Annotated in this window: 15 protein-coding genes; 5 read left to right on the top strand and 10 right to left on the bottom strand. The window is 63.2% G+C overall.

All coding sequences use genetic code 11. The features are described 5' to 3' along the window. Window positions 1–158: 158 nt before the first annotated feature. From V3314_RS05535 to bioB, 9 genes are all read right to left on the bottom strand, one after another. Window positions 159–1,937, bottom strand: a complete 1,779-nt coding sequence (locus V3314_RS05535; protein WP_046614438.1) for an acyl-CoA dehydrogenase C-terminal domain-containing protein — start codon at window positions 1,935–1,937, stop codon at window positions 159–161. 123 nt (window positions 1,938–2,060) lie between these two features. After that, window positions 2,061–3,344, bottom strand: a complete 1,284-nt coding sequence (locus V3314_RS05530) for a GGDEF domain-containing protein (protein ID WP_046614439.1) — start codon at window positions 3,342–3,344, stop codon at window positions 2,061–2,063. Window positions 3,345–3,633: 289 nt separating this feature from the next. Continuing rightward, a complete protein-coding gene (locus tag V3314_RS05525) occupies window positions 3,634–5,439 on the bottom strand; it encodes a phenylacyl-CoA dehydrogenase (protein WP_025337435.1) in 1,806 nt (601 codons plus the stop codon). 291 nt (window positions 5,440–5,730) lie between these two features. Beyond that, the gene (locus V3314_RS05520) at window positions 5,731–6,027 is read right to left on the bottom strand and encodes a hypothetical protein (RefSeq protein WP_003258614.1); all 297 of its coding nucleotides are present in this window, start codon (window positions 6,025–6,027) and stop codon (window positions 5,731–5,733) included. A 228-nt stretch (window positions 6,028–6,255) separates the two neighbouring features. Next, entirely contained in the window at window positions 6,256–6,936 is a 681-nt protein-coding gene (gene bioD / locus V3314_RS05515; protein WP_046614440.1) for a dethiobiotin synthase, read from the bottom strand. 10 nt (window positions 6,937–6,946) lie between these two features. Next, window positions 6,947–7,765, bottom strand: coding sequence for a malonyl-ACP O-methyltransferase BioC (gene bioC, locus V3314_RS05510; RefSeq protein WP_046614441.1), 819 nt, complete (start codon window positions 7,763–7,765; stop codon window positions 6,947–6,949). After that, entirely contained in the window at window positions 7,758–8,489 is a 732-nt protein-coding gene (locus V3314_RS05505) for an alpha/beta fold hydrolase (protein ID WP_046614442.1), read from the bottom strand. The genes bioC and V3314_RS05505 overlap by 8 nt, the downstream gene beginning before the upstream one ends. Next, entirely contained in the window at window positions 8,482–9,654 is a 1,173-nt protein-coding gene (gene bioF, locus V3314_RS05500) for an 8-amino-7-oxononanoate synthase (protein ID WP_338459996.1), read from the bottom strand. The genes V3314_RS05505 and bioF overlap by 8 nt, the downstream gene beginning before the upstream one ends. Window position 9,655: 1 nt before the next feature. Further along, window positions 9,656–10,714: a biotin synthase BioB gene (gene bioB / locus V3314_RS05495; RefSeq protein WP_013970556.1), complete on the bottom strand. Its 1,059-nt coding sequence runs from the start codon at window positions 10,712–10,714 to the stop codon at window positions 9,656–9,658. Between the two features lie 89 nt (window positions 10,715–10,803). Between bioB and V3314_RS05490 the strand changes: the two genes are divergently transcribed. From V3314_RS05490 to rarD, 4 genes are all read left to right on the top strand, one after another. Continuing rightward, window positions 10,804–11,535, top strand: coding sequence for a ComF family protein (locus V3314_RS05490; RefSeq protein WP_046614444.1), 732 nt, complete (start codon window positions 10,804–10,806; stop codon window positions 11,533–11,535). 172 nt (window positions 11,536–11,707) lie between these two features. Continuing rightward, window positions 11,708–12,472, top strand: coding sequence for a TOBE domain-containing protein (locus tag V3314_RS05485; protein ID WP_046614445.1), 765 nt, complete (start codon window positions 11,708–11,710; stop codon window positions 12,470–12,472). Window positions 12,473–12,556: 84 nt separating this feature from the next. Continuing rightward, window positions 12,557–13,531, top strand: a complete 975-nt coding sequence (locus V3314_RS05480; protein WP_046614446.1) for a serine/threonine protein kinase — start codon at window positions 12,557–12,559, stop codon at window positions 13,529–13,531. Between the two features lie 64 nt (window positions 13,532–13,595). After that, window positions 13,596–14,483 (top strand): EamA family transporter RarD, encoded by an 888-nt coding sequence (gene rarD / locus V3314_RS05475; RefSeq protein ID WP_046614447.1) that lies wholly within the window; start codon window positions 13,596–13,598, stop codon window positions 14,481–14,483. A gap of 332 nt (window positions 14,484–14,815) precedes the next feature. On the opposite strand, the gene V3314_RS05470 is transcribed toward rarD, so the two are convergent. Next, complete coding sequence (locus V3314_RS05470; RefSeq protein ID WP_046614448.1) at window positions 14,816–15,334, bottom strand: ACT domain-containing protein; 519 nt, start codon at window positions 15,332–15,334, stop codon at window positions 14,816–14,818. 451 nt (window positions 15,335–15,785) lie between these two features. Between V3314_RS05470 and V3314_RS05465 the strand changes: the two genes are divergently transcribed. Beyond that, window positions 15,786–17,963 (top strand): malate synthase G, encoded by a 2,178-nt coding sequence (locus tag V3314_RS05465; protein WP_046614449.1) that lies wholly within the window; start codon window positions 15,786–15,788, stop codon window positions 17,961–17,963. The last annotated feature ends 15 nt before the right edge of the window (window positions 17,964–17,978 follow it).

Raw genomic sequence — 17,978 nt, 5'->3', positions numbered from 1 at the left:
CTTCGTCGTCATCCGTGATCTGTCCTTTGCGCTTCCTGCGCAACGTCCATGTGGTAAAGAATAGCCGTGGATCCAATCTGAGAACAGTGGTGAAACGTCACCACGTCGTGTAGGAAAAAGCTTACACGGCAGGGCCGCATTGCAGCCCCCAAAGTCTCTCAGAACTGCTCGGCATCCAGCAGGTACAACGACTCACTCCCTGCCTTCACCGAAGCCACCAGCGAATCCACCCGCGGCAGCAACCGCGCAAAGAAGAACCGCGCCGTACCCAGCTTGCCCGCATAGAACGCTTCATCCCCCTCACCCGCCTGCGCCGCCTGCGCCATCAATGCCCACATGTAGGCATAGGCGACATAACCAAACGCATGCAGGTACTCGACCGAAGCCGCGCCAATCTCGTTCGGGTTGCCCTTGGCCTGCTCAAGGACCCACTCGGTCAGCCCGTCGAGTTGATCGAGATAGTTTTCCAACGGCTTGGAAAATTCTTTCAGTTCGCTACCCGCACCAGCAATGAACTGGCGAATCTCGTCGGAGAACAGCCGGTAGTACGCCCCACCACTGGCCACCACCTTGCGCCCCATCAGGTCGAGGGCCTGGATACCGTTGGTGCCTTCGTAGATCTGTGTAATGCGCACATCGCGCACCAATTGCTCCTGCCCCCACTCGCGAATGTAGCCATGCCCGCCGAACACCTGCTGACCGTGCACCGCGCACTCAAGGCCCAGGTCGGTGAGGAAGGCCTTGGCCACCGGCGTCAGTAGTGCCACCAGCTCTTCACTGCGCTTGCGCACGGCGGCGTCTTCGCTGTATTTGGCGCTGTCCAGCTGCATGGCCACATAGCTGGAGAAAGCCCGGCCACCCTCGATCAGCGCCTTCATGGTCAGCAGCATGCGGCGCACATCCGGGTGGACAATGATCGGGTCAGCGGCCTTGTCCTTGGCTTGTGGCCCGGTCGGGGCGCGGCTCTGCAGGCGGTCGCGGGCGTACTCCACGGCGTTCTGGTAGGAGCGCTCGGCCGAAGCCAGGCCCTGGATACCAACGCCCAGGCGCTCGTAGTTCATCATGGTGAACATGGCCGCCAGGCCCTTGTTCGGCTCACCGACGATATAGCCGACCGCTTCGTCGAAGTTCATCACGCAAGTGGCCGAGGCCTGGATACCCATCTTGTGCTCGATCGAACCACAGGTGGCCGCGTTGCGCGCCCCCAGGCTGCCGTCTTCATTGACCAGGAACTTCGGCACCAGGAACAGCGAAATGCCTTTCGGCCCCGCCGGTGCATCCGGCAGCTTGGCCAGCACCAAGTGGATGATGTTCTCGGTCAGGTCGTGCTCGCCGCCGGTGATGAAGATCTTGGTGCCGCTGACCTTGTAGCTGCCGTCGGCCTGGGGCTCGGCCTTGGTGCGGATAATGCCCAGATCGGTACCGGCGTGCGGCTCGGTCAGGCACATGGAACCGGCCCACACGCCGGCGTACATGTTCGGCAGGTACTTTTCCTTCAGCGCTTCACTGGCGTGGGCATTGATCGACAGGCAGGCGCCGGCAGTCAGCATCGGGTACAGGCCGAAGGACAAGCTGGAGGCATTGACCATTTCCTCGACCTGGGCCGAGATGACCTTGGGCATGCCCATGCCGCCGAACAGCGGGTCGCCGCCCACGCCCACCCAACCGCCTTCGGCGTAGGTGTTGTAGGCCTCGGTGAAACCGGCCGGTGTACGCACCGCGCCGTTGTCCCAGTGGCAGCCCTCTTCATCTGCGGCGCGGCTGAGCGGTGCAATGGATCTGGCAGTGACCTTGCCGGCTTCCTCCAGCACCGCCATGGCCGTGTCGGCATCGACAACCTCGGCCAACCCGGGCAACTGCGCCCACTGCTCAGCCACGTTGAAGACTTCATTCAGTACGAAGCGCATGTCGCGCAGGGGCGCTTTATATTCAGCCATGACAACCTCTCGCTAGTCGGGTCGGGGCGGTCTCGGGGAACCGCGACACTGGGTTACAGGCAGTGTAACCGAACAACTTTTACGAGACATAGGGTCATCAACAGACCACATAGTCAATTCTGGTCACGCTGTACGCACTGCCCCTCGCTGTGCTTGTTGCCCATGTACCATGACACAATTGCGCCCTGCGCCCTTGGCGCTGTACAGCGCCTGGTCGGCGGATTTCAGCACCGCTTCGGGGTCACGATGATCGGCCTGGCGCTCGGCCACGCCGATGCTGATGGTGACCGACACCGTACCTCCGCTGCTGCCCGCCCGTCGCTGGCGCCCGGCGGTATCGTCCTGCGGGCGGTTGTGCTGGTCTCGCAGGTGCATCACGTAGTTGGCGATCATTTCGCGCACGGCTTCCACATGCGGCACGCACTCCTCGGCAGTCTTGCCGGCAAACACCAGGGCGAATTCCTCGCCGCCATACCGGTAGGCGCGGCCACCCCCGGTGACCTTGGACAGGCGGCTGGCAACCAGGCGCAGCACCTGGTCGCCAACGTCGTGGCCGTGGGTGTCGTTGAATTTCTTGAAGTGATCGACATCGGTCATGGCGATCACATAGTTGCGCCCCAGGCGCTGCATACGCTCGTTCAGCGCACGGCGCCCAGGCAGGCCGGTCAGCTCGTCGCGGAAGGCCATCTGGTAGGCCTCGTGCGCCACCGCTGCGGCGATCATCAGCATTACCTGGCTGCACATGATGTTCAGGGTGAACGGCAGGATAAAGGTTTGCGGCAGCATCCAGAAGATACCCAGCAGCCCCATCACCTGCGCAGCGTGCAGCGGCCGTGGCGCGCGCAGGTATTGCACCACCAGCAGGATGAACACGCCGAGGAACAGCGGGTAGACCATCTGGATCAGGCTCATCCACTTGCCATGCAAGGTTGGCCAGCGGATTTCCGCCAACCAGGTCAACAGCGCTTCGGGGTAGCTTTGCTCCAGGGCCACTGCCACGCTGCCCACGGCAAACAGCACGGCGCCGCGGGCGACCAGGTCCTGCAGCAGGTGGGTACGCTCCTGCCATGCACCATATAGCCCGAACAGGGCGGGCAGCAGCAGGCACACAAGATGGAAGATCACCGCCGCGTCCTCGCGAACGCGGCCATGGTCACGGTAGAAGTCGGTCTGAGTGTCGAGCAGGTAGTAGGCGATGTACACCGTGAGCATCAGGAATAGCTCGCGCTGGCGACGGTACACCGCACAGTAGGCGCCCCCCAGCAGCAAAACCAAGGTGGGCAGGACATTGAACAGCGACGTGAAAAAGACACTGAGGTCTCTCACATAGGCCGCGGCGAGGCCTGCCAGCAAAAGAATCAGCGAAGGCAGGAAGTGGCTCGCGCGAACAGCGTTAAAACGAAACAAGGGTAATCTCCAACCCGGCAGATCAATGGTGGCATTGTGCCCTTACTTCATCGGCAGTGCACATGAACAGTTGAATTTCGAATCAGACTCGATTCCTTGTAGGAGCGGCCTTGTGTCGCGATAGGGGTGCGAAGCGGCCCCAGGATTTCTGCCACAGCAAAGATCGCCGGGGCTGCTTTGCAGCCCATCGCGACACAAGGCTGCTCCTACAAGGGGACCGCGCTGGACCTGAAGAAAAAAAAACCCGCCTGCCGGTGAAGGCAGGCGGGTTTGCTTTACAACGGCAGAATCAGTACGACAGGCCGAAGTGCTCTTCGTCCATCGCCATCAGGTTGTTGGCACCCGACAGCATGGTCGCCACGTGGGTACGGGTACGCGGCAGGATGCGCTGGAAGTAGAAGCGCGCAGTCTGCAGCTTGGCGGTGTAGAACGCTTCTTCGCTGGTGCCGGCAGCCAGTTTCTCGGCCGCCAGGCGGGCAATGTCGGCCCAGAAGTAAGCCAGGCAGGCGTAGCCGGAATACATCAGGTAATCGACCGAGGCCGCACCCACTTCTTCGCGGTCCTTCATGGCGGCCATACCGACTTTCATGGTCAGCTCACCCCATTCCTTGTTCAGCGCCGCCAGCGGTTCGACGAACTCTTTGACCGCTTCGTTGCCTTCCTGCGCCTGGCAGAACTTGTGCACGATCTTGGTAAAGCCCTTCAGCGCTTCGCCTTGGGTCATCAGCACCTTGCGGCCGAGCAGGTCCAGGGCCTGGATGCCGGTGGTGCCTTCGTACAACATGGAAATGCGGCTGTCGCGCACGTTCTGCTCCATGCCCCATTCGGCGATGAAGCCGTGGCCACCGTAGATCTGCACGCCATGGTTGGCGGCTTCGAAACCGACCTCGGTCATGAACGCCTTGGCGATCGGGGTCAGGAACGCCAGCAGGGCATCGGCCTTCTTGCGCTCTTCTTCATCCTGGCTGTACTTGACGATGTCCACCTGCTTGGCAGTGAAGTACACCATCGCGCGGTTGCCTTCGGCGAAGGCCTTCATGGTGAGCAGCATGCGGCGCACGTCCGGGTGGACGATGATCGGGTCAGCAGCCTTGTCCGGTGCTTTCGGGCCGGTCAGGGAACGCATTTGCAGGCGCTCACGAGCGTACTTCAGGCCACCCTGGAACGCTACTTCGGCGTGGGCCAGGCCTTGCAGCGCGGTACCCAGGCGGGCGGTGTTCATGAAGGTGAACATGCAGTTCAGGCCTTTGTTGGCCGGGCCGATCAGGTAGCCGGTAGCGCCGTCGAAGTTCATCACGCAGGTGGCGTTGCCGTGGATACCCATCTTGTGTTCGATCGAGCCGCAGCTCACGCCGTTGCGCTCGCCCACACCGCCTTCGGCGTTGGGCAGGAACTTCGGCACGATGAACAGCGAGATGCCTTTGGTGCCAGCCGGTGCGTCCGGCAGGCGGGCCAGGACGATATGGACAATGTTGTCGGCCATGTCGTGCTCACCGGCCGAAATGAAGATCTTGGTGCCCGACACCTTGTAGCTGCCGTCGGCCTGTGGCTCGGCCTTGGTGCGCAGCATGCCCAGGTCGGTACCGCAGTGCGGCTCGGTCAGGCACATGGTGCCGGTCCACTCGCCGGATACCAGCTTGGTCAGGTAGGTGTGCTGCTGCTCGGCAGTACCGTGCGCAGAGATGGTGTTCATCGCGCCGTGCGACAGGCCCGGGTACATGCCCCACGACCAGTTCGAACCGCCGACCATTTCGCTCAGGGCCAGGCCCAGCGATTCCGGCAGGCCCTGGCCGCCGTGCTCGACGTCATGCGCCAGGCTCGGCCAGCCACCTTCGACGAACTGCTGATAGGCCTCTTTGAAGCCGGTAGGGGTTTTCACGCCCGATTCGCTCCAGGTGCAGCCTTCCTGGTCACCCACGCGGTTCAGCGGCGACAGCACCTGCTCACAGAACTTCGCGCCTTCTTCGAGGATCGCGTCGACCATGTCGGGCGTGGCGTCCTGGCAACCCGGCAGGCTCTGATAATGCGCCTCATAACCGAGCAGCTCGTCGCGAACGAAGCGGATATCACGCAAGGGGGCTTTGTAATCAGGCATTGCGATGAACCTCTAGGTGAGTTCTGTGGGGGTGACCCGCACTTGGCGGCCGTCGATCAAACAGTTGTTTGAAACTTACGTTTAGCTCCGCCTTATGTCAAGGATGGACTATGGTGCCATTTGCGCCACGAAAAATGGCATTCATGCCAAGCCTTGAAAAATAAAGACGCCCCTGTGGGAGCGGGCGTGCCCGCGAAAGGGTCAGGCCAGGCAGTAGAGGTACCTGATCTGACGCATTCGCGGGCATGCCCGCTCCCACAGGGGCTGCGTATAAATCGGGTGAGCGCCCTGTCAGGCGTAGGTGTCGATGATCCGGCCGAGCATTTCGTCGGATGCCTTGGCGACCTTTGCGCCCAGTTCGACTTCAAGTTTGCCCACGGCCAGCTGCACGGTGCTGGTGGCCAGGTCCATCTGCTGGCTGCGATCGACCGCGCGCAGGCGTTCGGCCTGAAAATCGCTGGACTGGCTGGTGGCGCTACGTTCGGCGGTGGTGCTGGCGATCTGGCTGGCGGCCTGATCGACGCGGTTCTGGCCGGTCTGAATTGCGCTCAGGCCCGCGTAATAGGCGGAGCTACCGGTGATTTCCATGTCAGGACTCCATTGACGCTGGATGACGAACAGGCCCAATTAAAGCAGGCCAAAGGCGAAAAGGCCCGTTTAAATCCCTAATGGCCTGGTGCCATTTGATAGGCCTTGGGTATTCCTGCACTGGCCTCTTCGCGGTAAACCCGCTCCCACAGGATCTCCACATTTTTTGAGACTTGTGCAGTACCTGTGGGAGCGGGTTTACCCGCGAAAGGGCCAGGCCTGCAAACGCTAGTCCAGTAGATCCAGCTGAAGGTGTTCAGCCACCATGTCGGCACTTGCCTGCTTCAATTTGGGCACCCGCCCCAGGCAAGGCGCCGGCAAACGCTCGGCCAGGCTGGCCAGGTTCTCTTCCAGGCGCGAAGTACGCGGCTCGATGATGTTCGCCACCCATCCCGCCAACTGTAGCCCGTCACGGGCAATCGCCTCGGCGCTGAGCAAGGCGTGGCTGATGCACCCCAGACGTACTCCCACCACCAGGATCACCGGCAACTTCAAGGCAATGGCCAGATCGGACAAGTTGTCTTGCCCCGACAATGGCACGCGCCAGCCACCAGCCCCCTCGATCAGGGTGAAATCGGCATTTTGTTGCAACACACTGCGCATCGCTACCAACAGCTCCGACACGGCAAGCGTCACCCCTACCTCGCGCGCTGCCACGTGGGGTGCGATAGCCGGTTCGAAGGCAAACGGGTTGACCTGCTCGTAGGGCAGCTTGATCGTGCTTTCATCGATCAGCGCCTGAGCGTCGCTGTTGCGCAAGCCTTTCGGCGTCATCGTGCAACCGGAGGCCACCGGCTTGGCCCCCAGCGTGCTCAAGCCTTGCGACCGTGCCGCATGCAACAGCCCGGCAGCGATGGTGGTCTTGCCAACATCGGTATCGGTACCGGCAATGAAATAGGCCTGACTCATCTCGCTCCCCTTACACCTGTGGCTTGCGCAACAAACCATAGACCACCTGATAGGTGGCTGGCAGCCCCTCAGGCTGGCGATACGCCTCATAAGCCTGCAGCAAGCCCTGCATGCGTGCCCGACCGGTAAGCCCGGAAGGCCGGCCAGGGTTCAGATTGTGGGCGCCGAGAGCCTTGAGTTCATGGGTCAGGCTGCGTACATCCGGGTAGTGCAGCACGTGCGGGCAGCGCTGCAGCACAAGCTGTTCGAAACCGCTGGCTGCGCACAGGCGCTGATAGTCCTCGAAACGGCGGAAGCGGTTCACATGCACCAGGCCATCCACCGCCTGCCAACTGGCGCGCAGTTCATCGAGGGTACCCACACACAGGCTGCTGAAGGCCAGCACGCCGCCCGGGCGCAGCACTCGCAGCGCTTCTGCCAGCACACTGGCGAACTGGTCGCACCACTGCACGGCCAGGCTGGTAAACACCAGGTCGACGCTGGCATCACGCAGCGGCAAACGCTCGGCGTCGCCGGCCACGTGATAGAGCGCCCCGCCCTGTTCGTTGCGAGCATGGCACAACATGCCCTCGGCGATATCCACCGCCACGCCGCTGGCTTGGATGAAACGCTCGGCCAGCGCCCGGCTGAAATGACCGGTTCCGCTGCCCAGGTCCAGCCAGCGCGACGGCTGCAGGCCCTCCGGCAACAGCTCCAGCAAGCTCGAACCCACCGCACGCTGCAAGGCTGCCACGCTGTCGTAGCTGGCTGCGGCGCGGGAGAACGAGGCCGCTACCTGGCGCTTGTCGGGCAGCGCTCCGGGCGGGGTCGGACGGGAAAGGTCAGTCATCGCCACTCTCATGCAGGAAACTCTTGATGCCCGCCGCCAGTTCCTGCGGGTACTCCAGCAGGAAGGCGTGGGAACTGTCTTCGACCAGGCCCACTTCCACATCGGGCAGCAGCTCGCTCAGCGCTTTCGCCGCAGATGCTGGTACCAGCGCATCGCTGCCGGCGAACAGGTGCAGCTGCGGGCCACCGTAGGCCTCCAGAGCTTCGCGGGTATCCAGCTTGGCCAGTACCTCGAGGCCGGTGGCCAGGTACAGTGGGTCGGTGTCCGGCACGCCGACACCCAGCTGGCGCAGCAGGGTACGCGGCTGCTGGGCACCATCGCTGCACAAGGTACGGAAGCGCTTCAGGGTGACCTGGGTATGGCTGCGACAGCCGTCGAGGAAGGTGACGAAAGTGTCTTTGGCCATGCCGTGGGGCCAGTCCGGGCGAGCCACGAAACTGGGGTTGCTGGCCAAGGTCAGCAGGCCACAGCAATGGTCGCCACGCTTGTGCGCCAACGCGCTGGCCAGCATGCCGCCGAACGACCAGCCGCCCAGCCAGACATCGCTCGGCAGCTTGCGGTCGAGGTGGTCGACCCAGGCCTGCACATCGCTGTGGGCCAGTTCCGGCAATGGCATCAGCTCTACCTGCAGGCGGGCGTCCTGGGCACGCAGGCTGGCGGCCAGCGGCTCCAGGGAAGCAGTGCCCAGGCCCCAGCCGGGCAACAGTACAAGTCGATTACGCATCGGCGCTCTCCAACTGTGGATAACACTCGGCCAATGCATTCAACAATAGCTGCACCTGCGCCTCGCTGTGCGCGGCGCTCAATGTCACCCGCAGGCGTGCGCTGCCCGCCGGCACAGTGGGCGGGCGGATGGCCGTCACCAACAAGCCGCGCTCGCGCAGCATGCGTGACAGGCTCAGGGCCTGCGCGCTGTCGCCGATGACGATCGGCTGAATCGGCGTCGGGCTATCCATCAGCTGCAGTCCAATCTGCTGCGCACCTTCACGGAACTGATGGATCAGCGCGGCAAGGTGCTCGCGGCGCCAGGTCTCGCGACGCAGAAGTTCCAGGCTTTTGAGGGTGGCGCAAGCCAGCGCCGGTGGCTGGCTGGTGGTGTAGATATACGGGCGGGCGAACTGCACCAGCGCCTCGATCAGCTCTTCGCTGCCGGCCACAAAGGCGCCGGCGGTCCCACAGGCCTTGCCCAGCGTACCGATCAACACCGGCACATCTTCAACGCCCAGATCGAAGTGCTCGACTATACCGCCGCCCTGAGTGCCCAAGGTGCCCAGGCCATGGGCGTCGTCGACCATCAGCCAGGCACCGCGCGCGCGCGCGACATCGGCCAGCGCCGGCAGGTCGGCCAGGTCGCCGTCCATGCTGAACACGCCATCGGTCACTACCAGGGTATTGCCGACGGCCTTGTCCAGGCGGCTGGCCAGGCTGGCCGGGTCGTTGTGCAGGTAGCGGTTGAAACGGGCACCGCTGAGCAACCCGCCATCCAGCAGAGAAGCATGGTTCAGGCGGTCCTGCAGCACCGTGTCACCCTGCCCCACCAGTGCGGTGATGGCGCCCAGGTTGGCCATGTAGCCTGTGGAGAACAGCAGCGCGCGCGGTCGCCCGGTAAGTTCGGCCAAGGCCTCTTCCACCTGGTGGTGCGGCGTACTGTGACCGATAACCAGGTGCGAGGCACCGCCACCGACACCCCAGCGCTCGGCGCCGGCCTGCCAGGCAGCAATCACCCCGGGGTGGTTGGCCAGGCCCAGGTAGTCATTGCTGCAGAAGGCCAGCAAGCGCTGGCCATCGACGACCACTTCCGGCCCCTGCGGGCTTTCCAGCAGTGGCCGCTGCCGATACAGGTCTGCGGCGCGCCGTTCGGCCAGGCGCGCCGTCAGGTCGAAGGCCATTTCAGGCTGTCGCGGCGTTGTAGAACATCTCGCTGCTGCGCTGCTCGACCAGCGCCTGCTCGATAGCCGCCTGGTGCACTTCGTCGGCGTGCTCTTCACGCGCTTCGGGCTTGATACCCAAGCGTGCGAACAGTTGCATGTCCTTGTCGGCCTGCGGGTTGGCGGTGGTCAGCAGTTTTTCGCCGTAGAAGATCGAGTTGGCGCCGGCCATGAAGGCCAGGGCTTGCATCTGCTCGTTCATCTGCTCGCGGCCGGCGGACAGGCGCACGTGCGACTTAGGCATGAGGATACGGGCCACGGCCAGCATGCGGATGAAGTCGAACGGGTCGACGTCCTCTTCCTCGGCCAGCGGCGTGCCAGCCACCTTGACCAGCATGTTGATCGGTACCGATTCCGGGTGCTCGGGCAGGTTGGCCAGCTGGATCAGCAGGCCCGCGCGGTCGTCCAGCGACTCACCCATGCCGAGAATGCCGCCAGAGCAGATCTTCATCCCGGCATCACGCACGTAGGCCAAGGTCTGCAGTCGCTCGCTGTAGGTGCGGGTGGTGATGATGCTGCCGTAGAACTCCGGCGAGGTGTCGAGGTTGTGGTTGTAGTAGTCCAGGCCGGCCTGCGCCAGGGCCTTGGTCTGCTCCTGGTCGAGCTTGCCGAGGGTCATGCAGGTTTCCAGGCCCATGGCCTTGACGCCTTTGACCATCTCCAACACGTAGGGCATGTCTTTGGCCGAAGGGTGCTTCCACGCCGCGCCCATGCAGAAGCGCGTAGAACCGATCGCTTTGGCGCGGGCGGCTTCTTCCAGCACCTTCTGCACTTCCATCAGCTTCTGTTTTTCCAGCCCGGTGTTGTAGTGGCCGGACTGTGGACAATATTTGCAATCTTCCGGGCAGGCGCCGGTCTTGATCGACAGCAGGGTCGAAACCTGCACGCGGTTCGGGTCGAAATGCGCGCGGTGCACAGTCTGCGCCTGGAACAGCAGGTCATTGAACGGTTGCTGGAACAGCGCCTTGACCTCGGCCAGGGACCAGTCGTGACGTGTTGTTGCAGTTGTGCTGGCGCTCATTGGTGTTTCCTTGTTTAGGCTGAAGCAGGCGCCGGGACAGGAAAGCCCACCAGCGCATCACGGATAGCTCGCATAGTCATGGAAGGCCTATGAACTGTCAACCACACTGGAAAAGACTGGTTTACAAGTGCTCACTTATTAATCAGATGTGTTTGTTGTGTGATGAACCAGCCGAGCAGGCCTACCCGCTGTGCGTCGCCTGCGAGCAGGAACTGCCTTGGCTGGGCGATCAGTGCCTGCGCTGCGCCCTTCCATTGGCGATGGCCGGCCTGACCTGCGCCCAGTGCCAGCGCCGCGCACCGGCCTTCGAGCAGGTGGTTGCACTGTGGCATTTCGGCTTTCCAGTGGACACGCTGATCAGCCGTTTCAAGCACAACCGCCAGTGGCCCCTGGGGCGACTGATGGCCGAATTGTTCGGGCATGGGCTGCTGCACCGCTTTACCGAAGGGCTGCCGCGCCCCGACCTGTTGTTGCCTGTACCCTTGTCCAAACGTCGACTACGGGAGCGGGGGTTCAACCAGGCGGGGATGCTCGGGCGCTGGCTGTCGTCGCATGCGGGAGTATGTTGCGACGAGCGGCTACTGCTGCGTACACGGGAGACACCTGCACAGCAACAACTGGACGCCAAGGCCAGGCGACACAATCTGCGCCAGGCGTTTGCGGTAACAGGCAAACTGACGGGCAAGCATGTCGCCATTGTCGATGACGTGTTGACCACCGGTGCTACCGCGCAGGCGGTTGCCGAAGTGCTGCGCAAGGCCGGTGCGCGGCGGGTGGATGTGTATTGCCTGGCGCGTACGCCCAAGCCTGGGTATGTATGAACAAGCGCGGATCGCCCAGTGCAGGAGCGGGCTTGTGTCGCAATCGGGCTGCGCAGCAGCCCCAGCAATATTTGCCAAGGCGTGAATCGTGGGGCCGCTTCGCGCCCCTTTCGCGACACAAGGCCGCTCCTACACACTATCCACCCTCAGGCCCCCACAAGACCAAATGCCCATGCCCCTGCCCCCACACCTAACCCAGCACATCGCCCGCCGCCCCCAGCGTATCGCGCTGCTGCAGCACATTGCCGAAGAGGGTTCGATCACCCGCGCCGCCAAGGCTGCGGGCATCAGCTACAAGGCCGCCTGGGACGCCATCGACGAACTCAACAACCTGGCCAGCCAGCCCCTCGTCGAACGCAGTACCGGCGGGCGTGGTGGCGGTGGTGCCCGTCTGTCGCCGGAAGGCCAGCGGGTTCTGCGCCTGTATAAGAGGCTGCAGGCCCTTCAGGCGCAAATCCTCGAAGCGGCCGAGGAGTCGAGCGACCTCGACCTGCTCGGCCGGTTGATGCTACGTACCAGCGCGCGCAACCAGTTGCAGGGCCAAGTCAGCGGCCTGCGCCGCGAGGGACGGCATGATCGCGTCAGCCTCGCGTTGGGTGGTGGGCTGGAGATCGAGGCGTTGATCACCCACGACAGCACCGCACGGCTGGAGCTGACGCTGGGGACGATAGTAGTGGCGCTGCTCAAGGCAGGGTGGGTGAGGTTGCTGGGCGACGAGGAAGAGGCCGAAGCGGGTAGCAATTGCCTGCAGGCGACAGTGGAGGAGGTACTGGCGGAGGCTGATGGGCCTGCTGAGGTCCGGTTGGCGTTGGGGAATGGCCAGACGTTGTGTGCGTTTGCCGAGACGGATTGGTTGGCTGGGCAGCGGGTGGCAGCAGGCAGTTCGGTGCGGGTTCAATTTCATCCCTCTTATGTATTGCTTGGGATTCCTGCATAGCCTGGCCGCGCTTTACCCGCGAAGAGGCCGGTACAGGCATAACGCGCTACCATGGCCCCCACGCCGCCTACCCTCGGAGCCACCATGTCCCACCCCTTCGACACCCTCACCCCCGACCTGGTCCTCGACGCCGTGGAAAGCCTGGGCTTTCTCAGCGATGCCAGGGTGCTGGCGCTGAACAGCTACGAAAACCGCGTCTACCAGGTGGGCATCGAGGGCGCGCAACCGCTGATCGCCAAGTTCTACCGCCCAGGCCGCTGGAGCGACGCGGCCATCCTCGAAGAGCACAGCTTCACCGCCGAACTGGCCGATTGCGAAGTGCCGGTGGTCGCCCCGCTGCAGCACGACGGCCGCACCCTGTTCGAACATCAGGGCTTCCGCTTCACCCTGTTCCCCCGCCGCGGCGGCCACGCGCCAGAGCCGGGCAACCTCGACCAGCTCTACCGCCTCGGCCAGTTGCTCGGCCGCCTGCACGCCGTGGGCGCCAGCAAACCGTTCGAGCACCGCGAAGCGCTGGCTGTGGACAACTTCGGCCATGCATCGCTGAATACCCTGTTGGAAGGCGACTTCGTCCCTCGCGAACTGCTGCCAGCGTTCGAATCGGTGGCACGCGACCTGCTCAAGCGGGTAGAGGACATCTATGCCCGCACGCCACACCAGCTCATCCGCCTGCATGGTGACCTGCACCCCGGCAACCTGATGCACCGGGACGAGGTGTACTACGTGGTCGACCTCGACGACTGCCGCATGGGCCCGGCGGTGCAGGACCTGTGGATGATGCTGGCCGGCAGCCGCGAGGAGCGCCTGGGGCAACTGGCCGAACTGATCGACGGCTATAACGAGTTCCACGATTTCGACCCGCGCGAGCTGGCCCTGATCGAGCCCCTGCGCGCCTTGCGCCAGCTGCACTACAGCGCCTGGCTGGCGCGGCGCTGGGACGACCCGGCATTCCCGCCCAGCTTCCCCTGGTTCGGCCAGCCACGCTACTGGGGAGACCAGATTCTCGCCCTGCGCGAACAAATGGCAGCACTGGATGAAGCACCGCTGAAATTGTTCTAGAAGCGCGCCCGCCTCTGTCTACAATAGGCGTCGCTTTATTTAGCTACCTAAGCAAGGATTCTGCATGCACGCCGCAAACCCGCGTCGCGGGTACCTACTGGGCCTCAGCGCCTACATCATCTGGGGGCTGTTCCCCCTGTACTTCAAGGCAATCCAGAGCGTCCCGGCGGTGGAGATCATTGTCCACCGGGTGCTCTGGTCGGCACTGTTCGGCTCGCTGCTGCTACTGGTGTGGAAACACCCCGGCTGGTGGCGTGAACTGCGTGACAACCCGCGCCGGCTGGGCATTCTGGCCCTGAGCGGGGCGCTTATCGCAGGCAACTGGCTGACCTACGTATGGTCGGTGAACAACGGGCGCATGCTCGAGGCCAGCCTGGGTTACTACATCAACCCACTGATCAATGTGCTGCTGGGCATGCTGATTCTCGGCGAGCGCCTGCGCCGCCTGCAGTGGCTGGCGGTGGCCATGGCCGCCGTGGGGGTGGCCCAGCAGGTGTGGCAGGTGGGCAGCCTGCCGTGGGTGTCGCTGGTGCTGGCGCTGAGCTTCGGCTTCTATGGGCTGATTCGCAAACAGGCACCGGTGGCGGCATTGCCTGGCCTGGTGGTGGAAACCTGGATGCTGGTACCGCTGGCACTAGGCTGGCTGTTGCTGCACCCGGCGGCGACAAGTGCCCAGGGCGCGTTCTACACCAGCAGCGAAGCGTTGTGGCTGATGGCCGCGGGGCCGGTGACACTGGTGCCGTTGGTGTGCTTCAACGCTGCCGCGCGGCACTTGCCGTATACCACGCTGGGCTTCCTGCAGTACCTGGCGCCGACCCTGGTGCTGCTGCAGGCGGTGCTGCTGTTCGATGAGCACTTGTCGTCGAGTAACTTGGTGGCGTTCATGTTCATCTGGGCGGGTTTGGCGATTTACAGCGTCGATGCGTGGTTCAGTTTGCGCAAGCGCAGCTGATCAAAAAATGATCACAAATCTGCAGGCCTTATGATTCGTGGCCTGCAGAGACATCTCCAAAGGTTATCCACACCCTCGTCCCCGTGCTTTGTGCACAAGCTGCTGATTTTTGAGTGTTTTTTGAGCAAAGCCGTGGAAGGCGCGCGCGGTCTGGGCTGGAGAGGGGAACCCCCAGGTTATCCACAGGGCCTTCCCCGTGATATCGGGATAACCGCAGGGGGCTGCTTTGCAGCCCATCGCGACACAAGGCCGCTCCTACAGGGGAACGCGTAACCCTTGTAGGAGCGGCCTTGTGTCGCGATGGGCCGCGAAGCGGCCCCGGCAATCTCGGATCATTCCTCCGGCCGCAGCTTCAACTCCACCATCAAGTCGTCCGCCAGGCTCTCCAGCTTCTGCTGCAATTCCTCCAGCGACAGGGTTAACGGCAATGCCAGCAAGGCATCGGCATGGAACAGTGGCTCGCTGCTCATGGGCGCCGGCCGCACCTCTGTGGTAAACCGCTCAAGGTTCACCCCCAGATCCGCCAGCAGGCGGGTGATATCACGCACGATCCCCGGCCGGTCATTACCTACCAGCTCCATGGCAATCGGCTTCCAGGTACACGACGGCTCGATGCCGCTCTCGGCGATCAGCACGCGAATGTCATATCGGACCAACCCCTGCAGCGAAGCCACCAGTTCGTCATAGTTTTCCGCCGGCACCGCCACCCGCAAGATGCCGGCAAACTGCCCGGCCATACGCGACATGCGGCTTTCCAGCCAGTTGCCACTGTGGTCAGCAATGCACTGGGCAATGCGCTCGACCTGGCCGGCCTTGTCAGGGGCAATCACAGTCAGTACAAGATGATCCACAAGCCCTTCCTCGTGTCGGACCGCGCCGTGCGGCAGAAAATCGGGGGGTCGACTCAGTATAGGCAAGGCGCGGCAACCTGCCGCAGGGCAATCGGCACAACAAATCGTGTACTGTTTCAAGATTTATCTGGAACAATCCACCTGTTTTTTGCGAACATACTTACTCCCAGCGTGACCATACGCGACCAACGGGTCGCATAACGGCGCTTTTAGTCTGATTTTGCCCCGCCTACTGCTTCATGTAGTATCCCGTGGCGCGGACTACAAAACGTCGTTTGGATGTCTGCCAAGGCGCCTGTGAAAATACGCACACTGTCTGCCAGCCTGTCTGGCAGGCCGCACCCAGCCGCGCTCGGGGCTTAACTCGGGGGCATGCACTGGTGCCGTGTTTAGAGAAGCGCTACAGGCTTAATACAGAAGAGCGAAATAGCTGAGCAGAGTGAGGCAAGCAATGACTGGATACGTTCAAGTCGGTGGCCTTCAGGTCGCCAAGGTCCTGTACGACTTCGTGAACAACGAAGCCATCCCAGGGACCGGCATCGTCGCCGAGCAGTTCTGGGCGGGTGCAGAGAAGATCATCAATGACCTCGCTCCAAAGAACAAAGCCCTGCTCGCCAAGCGCGACGAGCTGCAAGCCAAGATCGACGCCTGGCACCAGGCACGCAAAGGCCAGGCCCATGACGCCGTAGCCTACAAAGCATTCCTCCAGGAAATCGGCTACCTGCTGCCACAAGCCGACGATTTCCAGGCCACCACCCAGAACGTGGACGAAGAAATCGCCCACATGGCCGGCCCACAGCTGGTCGTACCGGTGATGAACGCCCGCTTCGCCCTTAACGCCGCCAACGCCCGTTGGGGTTCGCTGTACGACGCGCTGTATGGCACCGATGCCATCAGCGATGAAGGCGGCGCCGAGAAAGGCCAAGGCTACAACAAGGTACGTGGCGACAAGGTCATCGCCTTCGCCCGCGCCTTCCTCGACGAAGCCGCGCCACTGGCGGCCGGCTCGCACGTCGACTCCACCGGCTACCGCATCGAAGGCGGCAAGCTGGTAGTTGCCCTGAAAGGCGGCAGCAACAGCGGCCTGCGTGACGACGCCCAGCTGATCGGCTTCCATGGCGATGCCGCCGCGCCGACTGCGGTGCTGCTCAAGCACAACGGCCTGCACTTCGAAATCCAGGTCGACGCCAGCACCCCGGTCGGCAGCACCGACGCCGCCGGCGTGAAAGACATCCTGATGGAATCGGCGCTGACCACCATCATGGACTGCGAAGACTCGGTTGCCGCCGTCGACGCCGACGACAAGGTGATCGTCTACCGCAACTGGCTGGGCCTGATGAAAGGCGACCTGGCCGAAAGCGTGAGCAAGGGTGGCAAGACCTTCACCCGCACCATGAACCCGGACCGCGAGTACGCCGCGCCCAACGGCGGCAGCGTGACCCTGCACGGCCGTTCGCTGCTGTTCGTGCGCAACGTTGGCCACCTGATGACCAACCCGGCGATCCTCGACGCCCAAGGCAACGAAATCCCCGAAGGCATCCAGGACGGCCTGTTCACCAACCTGATCGCCCTGCACAACCTCAATGGCAACACCAGCCGCAAGAACACCCGCAGCGGCAGCGTGTACATCGTCAAGCCGAAGATGCATGGCCCGGAGGAAGTAGCCTTCGCCGCCGAGATCTTCAGCCAGGTCGAAGACCTGCTGGGCATGAAGCGCAACACTGTCAAGGTCGGCATCATGGACGAGGAGCGCCGTACCACGGTCAACCTCAAGTCGTGCATCAAGGCCGCAGCCGAGCGCGTGGTGTTCATCAACACCGGCTTCCTCGACCGCACCGGCGATGAAATCCACACCTCGATGGAAGCCGGCGCCGTGGTGCGCAAGGGCGCCATGAAGAACGAGAAGTGGATCGGTGCCTACGAGAACAACAACGTTGATGTCGGCCTGGCCACCGGCCTTCAAGGCCGTGCGCAGATCGGCAAGGGCATGTGGGCCATGCCCGACCTGATGGCAGCCATGCTCGAACAGAAGATCGCCCACCCGCTGGCCGGTGCCAACACCGCCTGGGTGCCGTCGCCGACCGCCGCCACCCTGCATGCCCTGCACTACCACAAGGTGGACGTACAGGCGCGTCAGCGTGAACTGGCTTCGCGTACCCCGGCGTCGGTGGACGACATCCTGGCCATCCCGCTGGCCGCCGACACCAACTGGTCGGCCGAAGAGATCCGCAACGAGCTGGACAACAACGCCCAGGGCATCCTCGGCTACGTGGTGCGCTGGATCGACCAGGGTGTGGGTTGCTCGAAGGTGCCGGACATCAACAACGTCGGCCTGATGGAAGACCGCGCCACCCTGCGCATCTCGGCCCAGCTGCTGGCCAACTGGCTGCGCCATGGCGTGGTCAGCCAGGAGCAGGTGCTGGAAAGCCTGAAGCGCATGGCCGTGGTGGTCGACCAGCAGAACGCCGGCGACCCTCTGTACCGCCCGATGGCACCGAACTTCGACGACAACGTCGCATTCCAGGCTGCGGTAGAGCTGGTGGTGGAAGGTGGCAAGCAGCCGAACGGTTATACCGAGCCGGTACTGCACCGCCGTCGCCGCGAGTTCAAGGCGCGTAACGGGCTGTAAGCGACATCTGCGACA

It is taken from the genome of Pseudomonas sp. TE3-3-F2023, assembly GCF_036784815.1.
Lineage (GTDB): Bacteria > Pseudomonadota > Gammaproteobacteria > Pseudomonadales > Pseudomonadaceae > Aquipseudomonas > Aquipseudomonas pudica.
This window is presented reverse-complemented; position numbering and strand designations above follow the sequence as displayed.